Annotated in this window: 15 protein-coding genes and 1 tRNA gene; 5 read left to right on the top strand and 11 right to left on the bottom strand. The window is 73.0% G+C overall.

Annotated elements, in window-relative coordinates:
• Positions 1–9: 9 nt before the first annotated feature.
• From ACFQSB_RS23820 to ACFQSB_RS23810, 3 genes are all read right to left on the bottom strand, one after another.
• Positions 10–1389 carry an ABC transporter substrate-binding protein gene (locus tag ACFQSB_RS23820; protein WP_380829194.1) on the bottom strand — a complete coding sequence of 460 codons (1380 nt, stop codon included), beginning with the start codon at positions 1387–1389 and terminating at the stop codon, positions 10–12.
• Between the two features lie 10 nt (positions 1390–1399).
• Entirely contained in the window at positions 1400–2416 is a 1017-nt protein-coding gene (locus tag ACFQSB_RS23815; protein WP_380829193.1) for a hypothetical protein, read from the bottom strand.
• An 88-nt stretch (positions 2417–2504) separates the two neighbouring features.
• Positions 2505–3830, bottom strand: a complete 1326-nt coding sequence (locus tag ACFQSB_RS23810) for a cytochrome P450 (protein WP_380829191.1) — start codon at positions 3828–3830, stop codon at positions 2505–2507.
• A 111-nt stretch (positions 3831–3941) separates the two neighbouring features.
• Here ACFQSB_RS23810 and ACFQSB_RS23805 point away from each other — a divergent pair, with 111 nt between their 5' ends.
• Positions 3942–5039, top strand: a complete 1098-nt coding sequence (locus ACFQSB_RS23805) for an alpha-hydroxy acid oxidase (protein ID WP_380829190.1) — start codon at positions 3942–3944, stop codon at positions 5037–5039.
• 146 nt (positions 5040–5185) lie between these two features.
• Here ACFQSB_RS23805 and ACFQSB_RS23800 read toward each other — a convergent pair whose 3' ends face one another.
• Both ACFQSB_RS23800 and ACFQSB_RS23795 read right to left on the bottom strand, forming a co-directional pair.
• Positions 5186–5740, bottom strand: coding sequence for an RNA polymerase sigma factor (locus ACFQSB_RS23800; protein ID WP_380829188.1), 555 nt, complete (start codon positions 5738–5740; stop codon positions 5186–5188).
• Between the two features lie 192 nt (positions 5741–5932).
• Positions 5933–6009 (bottom strand) — tRNA-Lys (locus ACFQSB_RS23795).
• A gap of 96 nt (positions 6010–6105) precedes the next feature.
• On the opposite strand from ACFQSB_RS23795, the gene ACFQSB_RS23790 reads away from it, so the two are divergent.
• Together ACFQSB_RS23790 and ACFQSB_RS23785 are read left to right on the top strand one after the other, a co-directional pair.
• Positions 6106–6969: an AAA family ATPase gene (locus tag ACFQSB_RS23790; RefSeq protein WP_380829186.1), complete on the top strand. Its 864-nt coding sequence runs from the start codon at positions 6106–6108 to the stop codon at positions 6967–6969.
• Positions 6966–8348: a vWA domain-containing protein gene (locus tag ACFQSB_RS23785; RefSeq protein WP_380829184.1), complete on the top strand. Its 1383-nt coding sequence runs from the start codon at positions 6966–6968 to the stop codon at positions 8346–8348. The genes ACFQSB_RS23790 and ACFQSB_RS23785 overlap by 4 nt, the downstream gene beginning before the upstream one ends.
• 231 nt (positions 8349–8579) lie before the next feature.
• On the opposite strand, the gene ACFQSB_RS23780 is transcribed toward ACFQSB_RS23785, so the two are convergent.
• A complete protein-coding gene (locus ACFQSB_RS23780) occupies positions 8580–9344 on the bottom strand; it encodes a nuclease-related domain-containing protein (RefSeq protein WP_380829182.1) in 765 nt (254 codons plus the stop codon).
• Between the two features lie 224 nt (positions 9345–9568).
• Between ACFQSB_RS23780 and ACFQSB_RS23775 the strand changes: the two genes are divergently transcribed.
• Positions 9569–10237, top strand: coding sequence for a TetR/AcrR family transcriptional regulator (locus tag ACFQSB_RS23775; RefSeq protein WP_380829180.1), 669 nt, complete (start codon positions 9569–9571; stop codon positions 10235–10237).
• Between the two features lie 528 nt (positions 10238–10765).
• Here ACFQSB_RS23775 and ACFQSB_RS23770 read toward each other — a convergent pair.
• The 4 genes from ACFQSB_RS23770 to ACFQSB_RS23755 all read right to left on the bottom strand — a co-directional run bounded on the left by ACFQSB_RS23770 (position 10766) and on the right by ACFQSB_RS23755 (position 15579).
• Positions 10766–11947, bottom strand: coding sequence for an acyl-CoA dehydrogenase family protein (locus tag ACFQSB_RS23770; protein WP_380829179.1), 1182 nt, complete (start codon positions 11945–11947; stop codon positions 10766–10768).
• A 37-nt stretch (positions 11948–11984) separates the two neighbouring features.
• Positions 11985–13196: an acyl-CoA dehydrogenase family protein gene (locus ACFQSB_RS23765; RefSeq protein ID WP_380829177.1), complete on the bottom strand. Its 1212-nt coding sequence runs from the start codon at positions 13194–13196 to the stop codon at positions 11985–11987.
• 119 nt (positions 13197–13315) lie between these two features.
• Positions 13316–14533, bottom strand: a complete 1218-nt coding sequence (locus ACFQSB_RS23760) for an acyl-CoA dehydrogenase family protein (protein ID WP_354848327.1) — start codon at positions 14531–14533, stop codon at positions 13316–13318.
• A 53-nt stretch (positions 14534–14586) separates the two neighbouring features.
• Positions 14587–15579, bottom strand: a complete 993-nt coding sequence (locus ACFQSB_RS23755) for a phosphotransferase family protein (RefSeq protein WP_380829175.1) — start codon at positions 15577–15579, stop codon at positions 14587–14589.
• 228 nt (positions 15580–15807) lie between these two features.
• Between ACFQSB_RS23755 and ACFQSB_RS23750 the strand changes: the two genes are divergently transcribed.
• The gene (locus tag ACFQSB_RS23750; RefSeq protein WP_380829174.1) at positions 15808–16401 is read left to right on the top strand and encodes a GNAT family N-acetyltransferase; all 594 of its coding nucleotides are present in this window, start codon (positions 15808–15810) and stop codon (positions 16399–16401) included.
• Between the two features lie 256 nt (positions 16402–16657).
• On the opposite strand, the gene ACFQSB_RS23745 is transcribed toward ACFQSB_RS23750, so the two are convergent.
• Positions 16658–17239 carry a TetR/AcrR family transcriptional regulator gene (locus ACFQSB_RS23745; RefSeq protein WP_380829172.1) on the bottom strand — a complete coding sequence of 194 codons (582 nt, stop codon included), beginning with the start codon at positions 17237–17239 and terminating at the stop codon, positions 16658–16660.
• Positions 17240–17286 lie beyond the last annotated feature (47 nt).

The raw sequence follows: 17286 nt of genomic DNA, 5'->3' as shown, positions 1-17286 counted from the left end.
CGGGCGTGGTCAGTGGGGCGCTCGGCGGACCTGGTCGAGGTCGGCGAGGAGGGCGTCCAGCCGCCCGGGGTCGGCGATGTAGGCCAGGACCGCGTGGTCGAAGGCGGCGGCCATGGTCTGCGGCATGGAGTCGGAGGCGTCGAAGCGCACGGCGCCGGCGGCGGTGAGCGTCCCGGCGATCCGGCGGGAGAGGGCGTCGGGGTAGGCGTCGACCGGGACCGACCGGTTGAGCGAGATCGCGCCACTCGCCGGGCGCCGGATCCACGCCTCCTGGGCGGCTCGCGTCGTCAGATGGGCGAGGAACCTGCGGGCGGCGGGGGTGTCGCGGAACATGCCGAGCAGGTCCGCCGCCACCTCCTCCGCCCGTCCCTGCCCCGCACCGCTCCGCCCGCCGTCGCCCTGCCCATCCCCCTGCCCATCCCCCTGCCCGTCTCCGGGGGATCGGTCCTGCTCGTCAGCCGAGGGGAAGGGGATGAAGTCGAAGTCGGTCTCCGGACCCGGCGAGGCGTTCCCCCTGCCGAGGGCCTGGCCGTAGAACGCTGTGATGAACGACCCCTGGTGGTCGAGGAAGCATTCCGGGGGCGTGACGAACATCCGCGTCCCGGCCCGCCCGAAGTTGGTGAGCAGGATGCGTCCGCGATCGCCGGCCTGGGCCACGACCGACCCGAACGCCTGCCAAGCCTGCTTCACCGGCGCGGAGGTCCACGGCAGCGTCCCCGCGACCCACTGGTCGTACACCCCCGGCCCCGACCGGTGGAGCAGGAGGTCCTCGATCCAGTCGGTGCCCGGCCAGCCGGAGTTGGCGGTGTCCTCCATTCCCATGCACCAGGGCCGCCCGCCGGAGGATCCCAGGCCGGACGCGACCCGGGTCAGCTCCTTCCAGGTCAGGCCGGGCGCGGTCAGCCGGATACGGGCGTCCGCGGGCAGCTTCCCGGGGGCGTACCAGATGATGCTCTTCAGAGCCGCCTTGACGATGACCGCGTAGGAGTGCCGTTCGCCCGTCGGGCCGGGGACGACGGTGAGGTCGCCGACTCCGGCGCCGTACTGGGCGCGCAGATCGGACGCCTTCAGCGCGTCGTCGACAGGACGCAGCACCCCCGCCGCGGCGTAGTCGCGCAGCTCGCCGGGCGTCGCCAGCACGGCGAGGTCGGGGGGATTGCCGTTGTGGATCTCGCTGCCGAGGACGGACCTCGCGTCGCGCGTGCCGGTGTAGTCGACGTGGATCCCGGTGGCCTGCTCGAAGCCGGCGAACATGGCGCGGAACGCCTGCTCCTCCTGGCCGGTCCACGGGCCGAGCACCGAGATCGACTCGCCGCCGCCGGACCGGCCGCAGGAGAGGGCCGACAGGCAGCAGAGGAGCACCAGCGCCGGTCCTAATCGCCTGATCATCCCGGCCTCCTCAGCCTCGGAACTCGTTGAGCCGCAGCCGCAGCCCGGCGGTGGCGAGCACGGCGACGGCGACGGCGCCGATCGGCAGGCCCGCCGTCAGCCCGCCCGAGTCCAGCGCCCGCGCCATCAGTGTGTCGAGCCGCGCCCGGGCGGGCTCGGCGGCCGTCAGGTCCGGTTCGGCGGAGGCGACGCGGGAGGCGTTCGCCCGCAGGGCGGCCGTTCCGAGGTCCGCCCGCCGGATCTGGGTCTGCCAGACCTGGCTCAGCGCCGGCAGTGCCTGCCGTTCGGCGGACCTGAACGCCTGGTGGCCGCCGTTCAGGGCGAGGGTCGTCCAGATCGCCAGAACGCACAGGACCAGGGTGGCGGCCAGCAGCGGCGGGTTGATCGTCCGCCGGAACGCGCGGGACAGGAAGACCTGGACGCGGAGCAGGTGTCCCAGGAGCACGCCGGCCGCCAGCAGGGCCACCAGCGGCGTGCCGGGGTCCACCCACGGCGAGGTGTGGCTGCGCTCGATGGCGCGGCGGTTGAGCCGCGCCATGTCCTCGATGCGCGACAGCAGCCCGCCGGGGCCGTGCAGCAGGTTGGAGGAGTAGGTGAGATAGGCGTACCCGAGGTCGTCGGCGCCCTGCCGGTAACTGGCGTCGGCCTGCTCCACCAGGCCCTGGTAGGTCACCAGCTGGCCGTTGACCGCGAGAAGCGCCTGGCGGCCCGCCGTCCCGGTCGTGTCCAGCTCGGCGAGGCGGACGAGGTTCTCACCAGCGGTCGTGATGTCGTCCCGGTACCGCCGGCCGGGACCGGTGAGCTTGACCTCCCCGCCGCGGAAGCTCTGCCAGGCGGCGCGGTCGGTGTCGGACAGCGCGGCGTGGGCGGCCAGGGAGGCCAGCAGCGCGGGGTTGGCCTCCTCGGCGGCCGAGGCGATCGTCGCCCGGCTGCCGAGCAGCAGTGTCGTCGCCGCCAGCCAGACCGCGGCGGTGAGCACGAGGGTCAGCGTGACCATCCGCCGTAATCGCCGATAGGTGTCGCCCATCCCGACACCCTGCACCTGATCCACTTCGGCGCACAACCCGAACGCCGCGATGCGCGGCGGCCGCAAGCACGTAGATCATCCGGCGGGGTCATCCGGCGGGCTGGGCCCGGCTCTCCTCGGCGGCGAAGTACCGGGCGCACAGCCGCAGGCGGCGGGCGTGCCAGACCATGAAGGTGCCGAGGAAGAGCTGGACGACGCTGCGCCCCACGTCCTCCCAGCGGTCGCGCACCCGCATGGCGGCCATGAGGGCCGGGCGCGGCCGCGACGGTGACGCCGCCCGCGGGGTGACCAGGCAGGGACCGCGGTTCGGCAGCGACCGGGTGTGCCCGGCCGAGGTCGCGAACGCGTAGCGGCCGAGCAGCTCCCTGACCACGCCCTGCACGGTCAGCGGCGCCAGGTGCCACGCGGGGCAGGGGCGGTTCGCCGCCACCCCGAACGGGATGTAGGTCGGGCGTTCCTCCCGCCACGGATCGAAGGTGTCCGGGTCGTGGTACCCCGAGCGCTGGTAGCGCAGGTAGTCGAAGCACAGCACCGACCCCGCCGGGATCACCGGGATCGTGGGGTCGTCCAGCGTGATGTCGGCCGAGGTGACGCGGTGGGCGATCCCGAAGAGGGGGAAGATCCGGAAGGTCTCCTCGATGACGTGGGCCAGCAGCTTCTCGTCGGTCACCGCCTGTTCCTGGATCTCCTGGTGCCGGGCGAGCATCATCAGCACGTGCGCCGTCGCCTCCGAGCTCTGCACGACGGCGGTGGTGAAGAACGTCCCGTGCAGGTACAGCGCCCGCTCCCGGCGGGAGAACGGGCCGGGCAGCTCGTGCGGCACCTCGTCCAGCACGCTCTCGAGGTGGTCGGTCAGGCGGAGCCTGCGCCGCATGTGCCGCAGGCCGGAGCACTTGAGCGCGGTCACGACGTCGTCGGCGTTGGCCACGATCATGCGGCGGACCTGCTCCGGGCACTCCCGTCCGAAGATCACCCGGTAGTACAGATCCGCCCAGACGGGCATGACCAGGTCGCGCAGCCGCACCAGGCCGCTCTGGCCGGGGAGCGCCGCCTCCACACTCCGGACGGCCAGGTCGTCGGCCCTCCGGCTGGGCATCCGCAGGATGCGGCGCGTGCAGCGGGCGACCTCCTCGTAGCGCGGCCCGGGTTCCAGGTGCTCCTGGTGCAGCTCGGGCCCCGGGGACAGCCAGTACCAGAACAGGTCCGACAGCGCCGCGCCCTTGCTGCGGCCGTTCGCGGCGGGGTGGGAGTAGAGCTCCATGAACCGGGACGGGCCTAACCGGCCGCCGGGCACGGTGATCCCCTCGGCCCCGTTGACGCGGGCGAAGATCCAGACCCGCAGGGCGACCACCGCGCGGGGCAGCCAGTACGGCAGGCTCAGGAACACGACCAGGACCGAGATGGCGACGATCATGGGTCTCCTCATCTCCGGGACCAGTTATACGAAAACAACCGATTCGCGAGATTCGTTGAATCTTCACATTAATTGTGAATCTTGGCGAGCGCCGGGACTCGTATAACCGGCATGGACCATGTCGGGACCGGCGCCGTGACGCGCGAGACGCCGCCGGTGAACCTCCGCGAGTTCGAACCGGCCGCCCGCGCCCGGCTCGACCCGGCGCACTACGACTACTTCGCGGGCGGCGCCCAGGACGAGATCACGGTGGCCGCCAACGAGGCCGCCTTCCGCCGCCGCGCTCTGGTGCCGCGCGTCCTGCGCGGCCAGGGGCCGCCCCGGCTGGAGGTCACCGTGCTGGGCGAGACCGCGTCCATGCCCGTCCTGCTCGCGCCGACGGCCTTCCACCGGCTGGCCCACCCCGACGGCGAGTTCGCCACCGCCCGCGCCGCCGCCGAGGCCGGCGTCATCATGATCGCCGCGATGCTCTCCACGGTCACGATCGAGGAGATCGCCGCCTGCGGGCCGAAGCTGTGGTTCCAGCTGTACATCCAGCCGGACCTGGGCTTCACCACGTCGCTGGTCCGGCGGGCGGAGGACGCGGGCTGCCGCGCGCTCGTCGTGACCGCCGACTCCCCCGCCCTGGGGCGCAACGAGCGCGGCGACCGCAACGGCTTCCACGACCTGCCGCCCGGCATGTACTGCGCGAACATGGTCCAGAAGGGTCGGCAGGGCCGGGATGACGAGGTGCGGCAGGTCGCGCTGTCCCCGGACCTGTCCTTCCGGCACCTCGACTGGCTGCGCGAGACGACCTCGCTGCCGATCGTGCTCAAGGGCGTGCTCCACCCGGCGGACGCGCGTCTCGCCGTCGAGCACGGCGTGGACGCGATCGTCGTGTCCAACCACGGCGGCCGCCAGCTCGACACCGTCCCCGCCTCGCTCGACCGGCTCCCCCTGGTCGCCGACGCCGTACGGGGACAGGTGCCGCTGCTGCTGGACGGCGGCGTGCGGCGCGGCACCGACGTCGTCAAGGCGCTCGCGCTCGGCGCGGACGCCGTGGCGATCGGGCGGCCCGCGCTGTGGGGGCTCGCGGTCGCGGGCCGGGCCGGCGTCGAACGGGTTCTCACCCTGCTGCGGAACGAGCTGGCCAACGCCCTGACCCTGTGCGGCGCGGCCTCCCCCGGCGACGTGACCGGCGACCTGCTCGACGGCATCGACCTGAAATGACGGGCGATCTTCTCGACGGCATCGACGTGAAGCGACCGGCGATCTTCTCGACGGCGTGCGGCGGAAGTGACCGGCGACCTGCTAGGCGGCGTGGAACGGAGGTGACCGGCGACCTGCTCGACCGCGTGGAACCGAAGTGACCGCGCTCATCCCGCCTCCGGCGGCGGGTTCTCGCCGGGAACCGCGAGGCTCCGGCGCAGCCGGGCCAGGCCGCGCCGGATGCGGGTCTTCGCCGTCCCCAGCGGTATCCCCTCGCGCTCGGCGATCTCCGCGGCCGTGAACCCGTAGCCCACCGCCAGCACGACCAGCCTGCTCTGCTCGGGCGGAAGCCCTTCCAGCTCCAGCGACAGCCGCTCGGCCCCTTCGCGGTCGGCCGCCTCGGCGGTCGCGGGGGGCCGGGCGGCGATGCCCCCCGGCTCGACCGGCAGGTCGCGGCGGTGCCGGACGGCGTCCACCGCCGCGTTCCTGGTGATCGTCAGCAGCCAGGTCGCCCCGTGCCCGCGCCGCGCGTCGTAGGTGGCCGCGTGCCGCCAGGCCCGCACGAAGGCGTCCTGCGCCACCTCCTCGGCGAGCCCCGGGTCGCCCACCACCCCGAGCGCCAGCCCGTACACCCGCGCGTGGAACCTCCGCACGAACACGGCCGTCGCGTCCTGGTCCCCCGACGCCATGCCCTCGATGAGCGACTCATCGGACATCTGCATGATCGCTCCGACGCGCCCGCGGCCACGCCGGTTCACCCCCATGCCGCCCGAGCGGCCCCGGCCCAGCAGGGCGAGGCTTTCGCGGTGAAAGGTTCACGTCCCAAACAGCACGGCGTCCAGAACAGCACGGCGCCGGAAATGACGATGGGCACCCCCGTCAAGTGAGAGTGCCCAGGCCACCGGCCATTGCCGTGGTGCGCCGCCAGGGACTCGAACCCCGGACCCGCTGATTAAGAGTCAGCTGCTCTAACCAACTGAGCTAGCGGCGCAGAACGCAGCTCAAGATTAGCGCACCTTGTGGACCGCTTCGTACCTGTGGGACCGGTTAGAGTAGAACAACATTCGGGTCGATGACGGGAGTGCCGATGACGTCGTGGTTCGCCTCACCCGCCGACGCCGGGGAACGGCTCGCCGCGGCGGACTACCTGGCCGGCGACGCGATCACGACGCCGGTCTTCCTCGCCGCCGCGCTGGGCAAGCCGCTGCTGGCCGAGGGCCCGGCCGGGGTCGGCAAGACGCAGCTCGCCAAGGCCGTCGCCCAGGCGGCCGGGGCCGAGCTGATCCGGCTGCAGTGCTACGAGGGCCTGGACGAGGCCCGGGCGCTGTACGAGTGGAACTACAAGAAGCAGCTCCTGCGCATCCAGGCCGCCGGCGGGCAGGCGTGGGAGGACACCCACGACGACATCTTCAGCGAGGAGTTCCTGCTGGAGCGGCCGCTGCTGAAGGCGATCAGGCGCACCGGACCGGCCGTTCTGCTCATCGACGAGATCGACAAGGCCGACGTCGAGGTCGAGGGCCTGCTGCTGGAGATCCTGTCCGACTACCAGGTGACGATCCCCGAGCTCGGGACGATCGCCGCGACCCGCAGGCCGTTCGTCGTGCTGACCTCCAACGCGACGCGGGAGCTGTCGGAGGCGCTGAAGCGGCGCTGCCTGTACCTGCACCTGGACTACCCCTCGCCCGATCGCGAGCGGGACATCGTGCTCGCGCAGGTGCCCGGCATCGCGGCCTCGCTGGCCGAGCAGCTCGCCCGCACGGTCGCCACGCTGCGCGCCCTGGAGCTGAAGAAGTCGCCGTCGATCGCCGAGACCATCGACTGGGCGCGGACGCTGCTCGCGCTCGGACGCGCGGACCTGGACGAGGCCACGACGGCCGCGACGCTGGGCGTGGTGCTCAAGCACGCCACCGACCAGACCCGCGCGGTGAAGGAACTGGGGCTCACCGAGTGACGCCGCTGCTGGACAGGCATGTGCGGTTCCTCGCGGCGCTGCGCGGGGCCGGCGTGCCGGTGTCCCCCGCCGAAGGACTGGACGCGGCCCGCGCCCTCCAGGTGATCGAGATGACCGATCGCGAGGCGCTGCGCGAGGCGTACGCGGCGACGCTGGTCAAGCGCCCGGCGTACCGTCCGGCCTTCGACACGCTGTTCGACCTGTGGTTCCCGCCGGTCACCGGCGCCCCGCGCCCCGCCGCCCGGACAGGCGGCGACGGTCCTGACCTGGAGCGGGCCGAGGTGCCCGAGCTGCGCGAGCGGCTGGCCGAGCTGCTGGCCGCCGACGCGGGCGCCACCGGCGACCCGGCCTTCGGGGAGTTCGTCCGGGCCATGGTGGAGCGGTTCGGGCGCCAGCAGGCCGCGCCTGGCCGGCAGAACTGGTTCTCCTACTCGGTGCTGCGCGCCCTGTCCCCCGGCACGCTGATGGCCGGGATGCTCGCCGGGCTGATGCGCGGGCAGGAACGGGGCGGCCTGGCCGAGAAGCTCGCCCGCCGGCGGCTGTCGGACGGCATCGCCGGCTTCGAGGAGGCCGTCGCTGCGGACGTGCGCCGCAGGATCGCCGAGGAGTCCGGCATCGACAGGATCGCCAGGTCCGCGGTGCGGCCGCCGGTGGACCAGATCGACTTCCTGCGGATCACCAAGGCCGACCTGGCCCGGCTGCGGCGCGAGGTGCACCCGCTGGCGCGGCGCCTGGCCACCCGTCTGACGATCAAGCACAGGCACGGCGACCGCGGCCGGCTGGACTTCCGGCGCACGGTGCGGGCGTCGCTGAGCACCGGCGGCGTGCCCGTCGTGACCCACATGCGGCCCCGGCGCCCGCACAAGCCGGAGCTGGTGGTGCTGTGCGACGCCAGCGACTCGGTGTCGGCCTTCTCGCACTTCACGCTGCTGCTGACCTACGCGCTGCGCGAGCAGTTCGCCAAGGTGCGCGCGTTCGCGTTCGTGGACACGGCCGACGAGATCACCCGCTTCTTCGCGCCCGGCGCCGACGTCGTGGAGGCGATCACGCGGATGACCCGGGAGGCGGACATCACCCGCTTCGGGCGCAGCGACTACGGGCGGGCGCTGGAGAGGTTCGCCGAACGGTACGCCGACGCCATCACCCCCAAGACGTCCCTGCTGATCCTGGGCGACGCGCGGTCGAACTACCAGTCTCCGGCGCTGCCGGTCCTGAAGGAGCTCGCGGGCGCCGCCCGGCACGCGTACTGGCTCAACCCCGAGCCGCGCGCGCAGTGGGACACCGGCGACTCGGTGGCGGGCGCCTACGGCGGCGTCGTGCCCATGCACGAGTGCCGCAACGTCGCCCAGCTCGCCGCCTTCATCGAGGAACTGGCCTGACCGCCGGCCCTCGCCGATCAGACGGCGCGGACCTCCGCACCGGACGTCGGTCCTGGTGGAAGTCCCCTGAACCGGCGCCTCGGTCGGAAGCCGCCTGGACCGGCGCCTCGGTCCGGAAGCCGCCTTCGGACACCGCGCCTCAGCCCGGAAGCCGCCTGAACCGCGCCTCGGTCCGGAAGCCGCCTTCGGACACCGCGCCTCGGTCGGGAAGCCGGCCGAGGCCGCGCCGCGTCAGGACATGCGCCGCAGGATGCGCGCGGCCGTGCGGGCGAGGACCTCGACCTGCTCCTGCGACAGGTCGACGTGCGCGTCGCCGAGGATCCACCGCGCCGCCTTGCGGGGCAGGAACAGCGTCAGTCCCTCGGCGCTCACGAACGGGGGCTTCACGTGCCCGCCGTGGACGGCCAGCAGGGGCGTCACCGCGATGGGAATGCCCGACTCGCGCGACAGCATCTCGGCCATGGTCGTGGCGGCGTCCACGAGTCCCTTGGCGACCGAGGTGCCCGACCGCTCACCGAAGAAGAGCTTGCCGCCGTAGGCGGCGATGTGGGTGTCGGGGGGCCACGCCTCGTTGTCGACGATCCACACCCCGCCCGGGCCGATCACCAGGTGGTCGATGGACGCCTTGCCCGGCACGGCGCGCCCGTCGAGCACGCGGTACCCGTGCTTGCCGAGCCCGCGCCGCAGCAGGCGGCCGGTGCGGACGGCGCCGCTGCGCTTGCCGCGCCAGACGGCGGTGGCCTCGAACATCCGCCAGGAGACGAAGGCGTCGACCACCCATACCGCGCCGCCGCCGAGCAGCCCGATGAGGAAGGGCAGCGGGAAGGAGCGGTAGAAGGCGAGAGCGGTGAACAGGATGAGGCCCGCTCCCGCCATGAAGTGGCGCCGGCGGCGGCGCTCCGACCTGGTCTCGCGCCACCGGAGCTCGTACATCACCGAAGGTGTGCCCCACTTGAACTTGTCGTCCTGCGGCACGTAGATGGACCCATTGGGCACCGGAAACCCCCACGATTTCGGGCTCAGTCGACTACGTTATGGAGTACCCAACCCGGGGCTCCAACTTTCCCAAGGTAACGGAATTAGCACACCCGCGACACAGCATGGACGCGGAAGTTATCCGGACCCGGGTAATCAGCACGCCAGAAGACGCCATGTCCCCCATCAGTTGACCGACCAGTCGGTACGCTGGGTGTCATCGCGATTCAGGGGAGGCGTGCGAGATGGCGCGCAACGGGGCCCGGCGACCGGCCACCACGACACAGGACAGGCCGCCGGGCGAGGGCGTCCGGCCGGACGAGCCCGTACGGCAGCGGCTGATCGCCGAGGCGACGCGGCTGTTCGCCGAGAAGGGGTTCGAGAGCACGTCGGTGCAGGAGGTCGTCGCCGCCGCCGGGGTCACCAAGGGGGCGATGTACCACTACTTCACCTCCAAGGATGACCTGCTCCAGGAGATCTACGCCCGCGTGCTGCGGCTGCAGATGGAACGGCTCGACAGGTTCGCGGACGCGCCCGGGCCGATCGCCGACCGCGTGCACGCCGCCGCGGCGGACGTGGTCGCCACCAGCATCGAGAACCTCGACGACTCCAAGATCTTCTTCCGGTCGATGCACCAGCTCGCGCCCGAGACCCAGAAGGCCGTGCGGGCGGAGCGGCGCCGCTACCACGAACGCTTCCGCGACCTGGTGGACCAGGGCAGGCGCGCCGGCGTGTTCCGCGCCGACGTGCCGGCCGACCTCGTGGTCGACTTCTTCTTCGGCTCGGTCCACCACCTCGGCACCTGGTACCACGCCGATGGCCCACTGTCGGCCGCCGAGGTCGGCGGCCACTTCGCCGACCTCCTCCTCGCCTCCCTGCGCCCTGACCCCCAACTACTCCCGCCCCATCCCTGACGCGGCGACCACGGCGCGGATCCCCATCCGACATGTGGCCGAGGTCGACGGCCACTCCGCCGACCTCCTCCCGGCCTCCCCGCGCCCCTGACCCCAAAAAACTCCCGCCCCCTCCCTGACGCGGCGACCACGGCGCGGATCCCCATCCGACATATGGCCGAGGTCGACGGCCACTCCGCCGACCTCCTCCCGGCCTCCCCGCGCCCCTGACCCCAAAAAACTCCCGCCCCCTCCCCGATGCGGCGACCACGGCGCGGATCCCCATCCGACATGTGGCCGAGGTCGACGGCCACTCCGCCGACCTCCTCCCGGCCTCCCCGCGCCCCTGACCCCAAAAAACTCCCGCCCCCTCCCCGATGCGGCGACCACGGCGCGGATCCCCATCCGACGTGTGCTGGATGTGATCGGCGCCGGGTCGGCGGGTCGTGGTACGGCGAGGACGGCGCCGCCCGTACGGCGCCCCGCCCGGCGACCGTCAACGGACGGCCCACCAGCCTTCGCGGCTTCAGGCGCCCTCCTCCTGAACGCTCAGACGGCGAGCGGGGCGGGGAGGTCGGCGAGGCCGGCGAGGGCGTCGCGGTGGTCGCCGGGAGTGCCGAGCGCGATCTGGTCCGCCTTGGCGCGCTTGAGGTACAGGTGCAGGGGATGCTCCCAGGTCATCCCGATGCCTCCGTGCAGTTGCAGGCACTCTTCGGCCGCGTGCACGGCCACCGGCCCGCACCACGCCTGCGCCACCGCGACCGCCATGGCCACCTCGGCGTCCACGGCCTCCCCGGTGTCCACGGCTTCCATGGCCTCGAAGGCCTGGTCGTTAGCCGGCCCGTCCTGCCCCGCGGCCTCCGCGGCGCCTGCCCGCGTCGCGAGCGCGTCGGCCGCGTTGCGGGCCGCGGCGCGTGCCTGCACGATCTCCATCCACAGGTCGGCCAGCCGGTGCTTCAGCGCCTGGAACGAGCCGACCGGCCGGGCGAACTGGTGCCGCTCCTTGACGTAGGCGAGGGTCGTGGCCAGGCACCACTCGGCCACCCCGAGCTGCTCGGAGGCCAGCAGCCCCGCGCCCAGCGCGAGGCCCGCGCGCAGCGGCGCGAGGCCGGCGGCGACCGGCCGGCCCGGCGCGCCGTCGAAGGTCACGGTGGCGACCGGCCGGGTGAGGTCGAGCGAGGTGACGGGCTCGACGACGGCGTCCGCCGCGTCGACCGCGTACAGCGCTCCGGAGGCGGGGACGACCAGCACGTCGGCGCCCTCGGCCCCCGCGACGGCGGTGACCCGTCCGGTCAGCCTCCCCCGCTCGGCCCGCACCCAGGCCGGGCCCGGCGGGTACGGCGAGGCGGCGAACGAGACGGCGAGCGCGGCCGTGCTCTCCCCCGTCGCGAGGGAGGCGAGCAGGTCGCGGGCCGCGCCAGGGCCGGAGGCCACCAGGGCGCCGGTCGCCATGACGGCGCTGGTCAGGAACGGCACCGGGGCCACCGCGCGGCCGAGCTCCTCCAGCACGACCGCCGCCTCGCGGGCGGAGGCGCCCGCGCCGCCGAGGTCCTCGGGGATGAGCAGCCCCGCGGCGCCGATGTCGCGGGCCAGCGCCTTCCACAGGTCGGCGTCGTGCCCCGGGGCGCTCTCGGCGCGGGCGAGCACCGCGGACGGCGGGCGCCGGTCGGCCAGCAGGGCGCGGACGGCCGCCCGCAGCTCCTCCTCGACCTCGGAGTACAGCAGTGTCATCGGGTAGCTCTCCACCTCTGGTTCGCCGGGCGTGCGGTCATCGCGGCAGGTCCTTCCAGGGCACGTTCTTGTCGGCGCGGGGCTCGGAGGGCAGGCCGAGGACGCGCTCGGCGATGATGTTGCGCAGGATCTCGGAGGTGCCGCCCTCGATGGAGTTGCCCTTGGCGCGCAGGTAGCGGTAGCCGGGCCCGCGGCCGAAGAAGTCCACCGTCTCCGAGCGCCGGAAACTCCAGTCGTCGTACAGCAGGCCCTCCTCGCGCAGCATCTCCACCTCAAGGCCCGACAGCGCCTGGTTGAGGCGGGCGAAGGCGAGCTTCATGCCCGACCCCTCCGGCCCGGGCGTCCCTACGGCGAGCTGTTCACGCAGCCGCACCCCGGCCAGCCGGGTGACCTCGGCCTCGACCCACAGGTGCAGCAGGCGCTGGTGCAGGTCGTGGGTGCGCAGCTCAGGACGCTCCCGCCAGGTGTCGGCGACGACTCCGACCACGCCTCCGCCGCGCCGCGCGGGCGAGCCGCCGATGGCGACGCGCTCGTTCATGAGGGTCGTCTGGGCCACCCGCCAACCGTCCCCGACCTCGCCGAGGCGCAGGTCGTCCGGCAGCCGGACGCCGGTGAGGAAGACCTCGTTGAACTCGGCCTCGCCGGTGATCTGCCGCAGCGGCCGCACCTCGACGCCGGGGGCGTGCATGTCGCACACGAAGTAGGTCATGCCCCGGTGCTTGGGCACGTCCGGGTCGGTGCGCGCGACCATGATGGCCCAGCGGGCGTGGTGGGCGCCGGAGGTCCAGACCTTCTGCCCGTCCACCACCCACTCGTCGCCCTCACGGACGGCCCGGGTCGCCAGGGTCGCCAGGTCGGAGCCGGCGCCGGGCTCGCTGAAGAGCTGGCACCAGATCTCCTCGCCGGTCCACAGGGGCCGCAGGAAGCGCTTCTTCTGCTCCTCGGTGCCGAAGGCGAGGATCGTGGGCGCCGCCATGCCGAGCCCGATGGCCATCTTGCCGACGTCGATCTGCGGGGTGCCCGCCAGCTCGGCCTCCACCACGGCCTGCAGTTCGCGGCGCGCCCCGACGCCGCCGAGGCCCTCGGGGAAGTGCACCCAGGCCAGCCCGGCGTCGAACCGCGCCCGCAGGAAGTCCGGCGGTGCGGTCGCGGCCGGGTCGTTCTGCGACAGGAACGCGCGCACCCGTTCCTTGATCGCCGCCTCGTCCACGGTCACTGAGACAGGTCCCTTCGTCGGTCGCCGAGCCATCGTCGGCTCGGCCGGTGGGTGGGTCGGTGGGTGGGTCGGTCGGTGGGTGGGTCGGTCGCCCAGCAGGTCTCGGAGCCGGTCGGTCGCCCAGCGGGTCAGTGAGCCGGCCACTCAGCGGGTCACTGAGAGGCGGGCGGGGTGTGCTTCTTGAGCTCGCGGCGGGCCAGGGAGCGCTTGTGCACCTCGTCGGGACCGTCGGCGAGCCGCAGCGTGCGGGCCGCCGCCCACAGGCCGGCCAGCGGGAAGTCCTGGCTGACGCCGCCCGCGCCGTGCACCTGGATGGCCTTGTCGAGGATCCACTCCACCTCGCGGGGCGTGGCGATCTTGATGGCCTGGATCTCGGTGTGCGCGCCCCGGTTGCCCACCGTGTCCATCAGCCAGGCGGTCTTCAGGACCAGCAGCCGCAGTTGCTCCACCTTGACCCGCGACTCGGCGATCCAGTCCTGGACGACGCCCTGCTGGGCGACCTGCTTGCCGAAGGCGACCCGCGACAGAGCGCGGCGGCACATCAGCTCGATCGCCCGCTCCGCCATGCCGATCAGGCGCATGCAGTGGTGGATGCGGCCCGGCCCGAGCCGCGCCTGGGCGATGGCGAACCCGCCGCCCTCCTCGCCGATCAGGTGGTCCACCGGCACGCGGACGTCCTCGAACAGCACCTCGGCGTGGCCGCCGTGGTCGCCGTCGGTGTAGCCGAAGACGTGCATGCCGCGCTTGACGGTGATGCCCGGGGTGTCGCGGGGCACGAGCACCATGCTCTGCCGCCGGTGCTCGGGCCCCTCCTCGGAGGTCTTGCCCATCACGATGAAGATGGCGCAGCCCGGGTTCATCGCCCCGGACGCGAACCACTTGCGGCCGTTGATGACGTACTCGTCACCGTCGCGCGCGATGGAGGTGGCGATGTTGGTGGCGTCGGAGGAGGCGACCTCGGGTTCGGTCATCGCGAACGCCGACCTGATCTCGCCGTTGAGCAGCGGCTCCAGCCAGGTCTTACGCTGCCATTCGCTGCCGAACATGGAGAGGACCTCCATGTTGCCGGTGTCGGGCGCGGCGCAGTTCGTGGCCGCCGGGGCGATGCGCGGGCTGCGTCCCATGATCTCGGCGAGCGGGGCGTACTGCAGGTTGGTCAGCCCGGCGCCGTGCGCCCCCGGCAGGAAGAGGTTCCACAGGCCCCGCTTGCGCGCCTCGTCCTTGAGGTCCTCCAGCATGGGCGGGGCGGTCCAGCCGCTCTCCGCCGCCTGCCACTCGAAGGCCTCCTCCGCCGGGTACACGCATTCGTCCATGAACGCCAGCAGCCGTTCGCGCAGGTCCTCGGTGGTGTCGTCGTAGGCGAAGTCCATCAGCCCTCCAGTGGCGTGAGCGCGTACGGGAAGTCCATCTGCGGCACGTGACCTCAGCCTTCCAGGGACGCGAGCGCGCGCAGCCCGTGGTCCACGAGCGGCGCGACGTAACCGCCGATCTCGCCGAAGCCCTCTCCGACGGTCAGCCCTTGGGTGTAGCGGAAGTGGATGCCCTCGGCGATCACCGCGAGCTTGAAGCAGGCCAGGGCCAGGTACCAGCCGAGCCGGGTGACGTCCAGGCCCGCGCCGGCCGCGTACCGCTCCGCGAGCGTGGGCGCGGCGGAGACCAGGGCCGTGCCCGCCTCCGGCCGGCCGCCGGTGTCGAGCGCGGCGAAGTCGCCGTACAGCAGGAACAGGGCCAGGTCGGTGAGCGGGTCGCCGAGGGTGGACATCTCCCAGTCGAGCACGGCCCGCACCCGGCCGCCGGCGATCAGCGTGTTGCCCAGCTTGAAGTCGCCGTGGACGATCGCGTGGCGCTGGGTGAGCGGCACAGCGCCCGCCAGGCGGTCGTACAGGTCGTCGATGCCGGGGATCTCGCGGCTGCGGGAGGCGTCGAGCTGCCGCTTCCACCGCTTGACCTGGCGCTCCAGGAAGCCCTCAGGACGGCCGAAGTCGGCGAGCCCGACGGCGGCCGGGTCGAGGGCGTGCAGCCGGGCCAGGATGTCGGTCAGCTCGGCCTCGATGGCCGGCGTCGCCGGGGGCTGGCCCCCCTCGACGTACTCCATGACGTAGAAGGGCGCCCCGATCACCTCGGGGTCCTCGCACAGGTGGTACGTGCGCGGCACGGGGACCCCGGTGTCGCGGAGCGCGGTCATCACGCGGTACTCCCGGCCCATGTCGTGCGCCGTGGCCAGGACGTGCCCGAGCGGCGGGCGGCGGACGACGAACCGGCGCCCGCCGTCGCGCACGAGATAGGTGAGGTTCGACCGGCCTCCGTGGATGACCTCGGCGGCCAGGCCGCCCTCGGCGAGCCCGTGCCGGCCGAGATGGTCTCGCAGGCGGCCGAGATCCAGACCCGGCGGGCCGGTGTCGATCTGTGCGGACATCGCGCTCCCCAGTCGTCCCAGTGCCTGGAGCGTACCGACCGGACGGTATGCCTGTCGACCGCTCGCCGGACCTCGCCGCGCGCGACCCTTGTCCCGCGTGCGGACGGCCGCGCCCCGCCGGTCCGGGCCTCCAGCCTAGAGTCGGACGCCCCGCCGCCAAGTGGTCTCCGGGAATCCGCCCCCGGTGGCCCTGTCGGCCAGGCCACTCCGGCGGCCACACTTCACAGCATGACCGCGAGAATGCCCGATCCCACCACCTTGACCGGCCGTTTCGTCCGCCTTGAGCCGCTCGGCCCCGAGCACGTCGCCGGCCTGCACGCCGCGGGCGGAGGCGACGACGACGTCTGGCGCTGGCTGCCGGTGGCGACGCCCCGCACCGAGCAGGACATGCTGCGGGTCGCGCAGTCCTTGATCGAGAACCCGGGCATCGTGCCGTTCGCCGTCATCCTGCGCCGGACCGGCGAGCCGATCGGCTCGACCACCCTGGGCGACGTGCCGGGATTCGACGACAGCCTGGAGATCGGCTGGACCTGGTACGGCAGAGCCTATTGGCGCACGGCCGTCAACACCGAGTGCAAGCTGCTGCTGCTCGGCCACGCCTTCGACAAGCTCGGCCACAACCGCGTCCTGCTCAAGACCGACGTCCTCAACACCCGTTCACAGCGGGCCATCGAGCGCATCGGCGGCGTGTACGAGGGCACGCTGCGCCGGCACCGGCGGCGCCCCGACGGCACCTGGCGCGACACGGTCCATTTCAGCATCCTCGACGACGAATGGCCCGCCCACCGGGAACGCCTCGAACAAGCCCTCGACCGCCCCTGAGGACCCGCCCGGGCCGTAACTCGCCGCCCCACACGGGGAACGACGGCACGCGAAGATCGACAGAGGCGCGAGCGCCCGCGGGGCCGACGTCGTGGCGGGGCTCAGGCTTACGGGTCCGTGGGCCGACGTCGTGGCGGGGCTCAGGCGTACGGGTCCGTGGGCCGACGTCGTGCCGAGGCTCAGGCGTACGGGTCCGTGGGCCGACGTCGTGCCGAGGCTCAGGCGTACGGGTCCGTGGGCCGACGTCGTGCCGGGCTCAGGCGAGCATGCCGCGGAGCAGCTCCCGCATCCCCGCGCGCAGATCGTCGGGCGTGGGGACGGCTCCGGCGCCCGCGATCGCGTCGAACAGCACGCCTTCCGCGAAGGCGACAAGCTGCCCGCCGTGCCGTACGGGGTCGCGGGAGCCGGCCGCGGCGAGCACGGCCGTGGCCACCTCGCGGAAACGGCGCCCCGCCGCGTCGTACACCTCGCGCAGTTCAGGACGGCGGGTGGCCTCCAGGGCGAGCTCGTAGCGGGCGAGCGACGTACGCCGCCCCTCGGCGAGCTGACGGTGGAGCAGGCCCGCCATCAGGTCGGCGAGCTCCTCCGGCGAGCTCATCACACCGGAATCCGAAGGCGCGCCGGCCGCCGGGGGGACGGCGGTGAAGTACCCCTCCTCCAGTTCGGTCAGCCGGGCGAGGGTGAGCGCGAGGAGCGCGGCGCGGGTGCGCGCGAGGTTGGACGTCGAGCCGAGCGGCAGACCCGCGGCCTCGTCCACGGCGCGGTGCGTCAGGCCGCGCATCCCCCGCTCCACCAGCAGCGTTATGGCCGCCTCCGCGATCAGTTCCTCCCTGCGCATGGGGCCAGACTACACGTGTAGTAACGTAACTACAGGTGTAGTTGAAG

The organism is Sphaerisporangium rhizosphaerae, assembly GCF_042665155.1.
GTDB lineage: Bacteria > Actinomycetota > Actinomycetes > Streptosporangiales > Streptosporangiaceae > Sphaerisporangium > Sphaerisporangium rhizosphaerae.
This window is presented reverse-complemented; position numbering and strand designations above follow the sequence as displayed.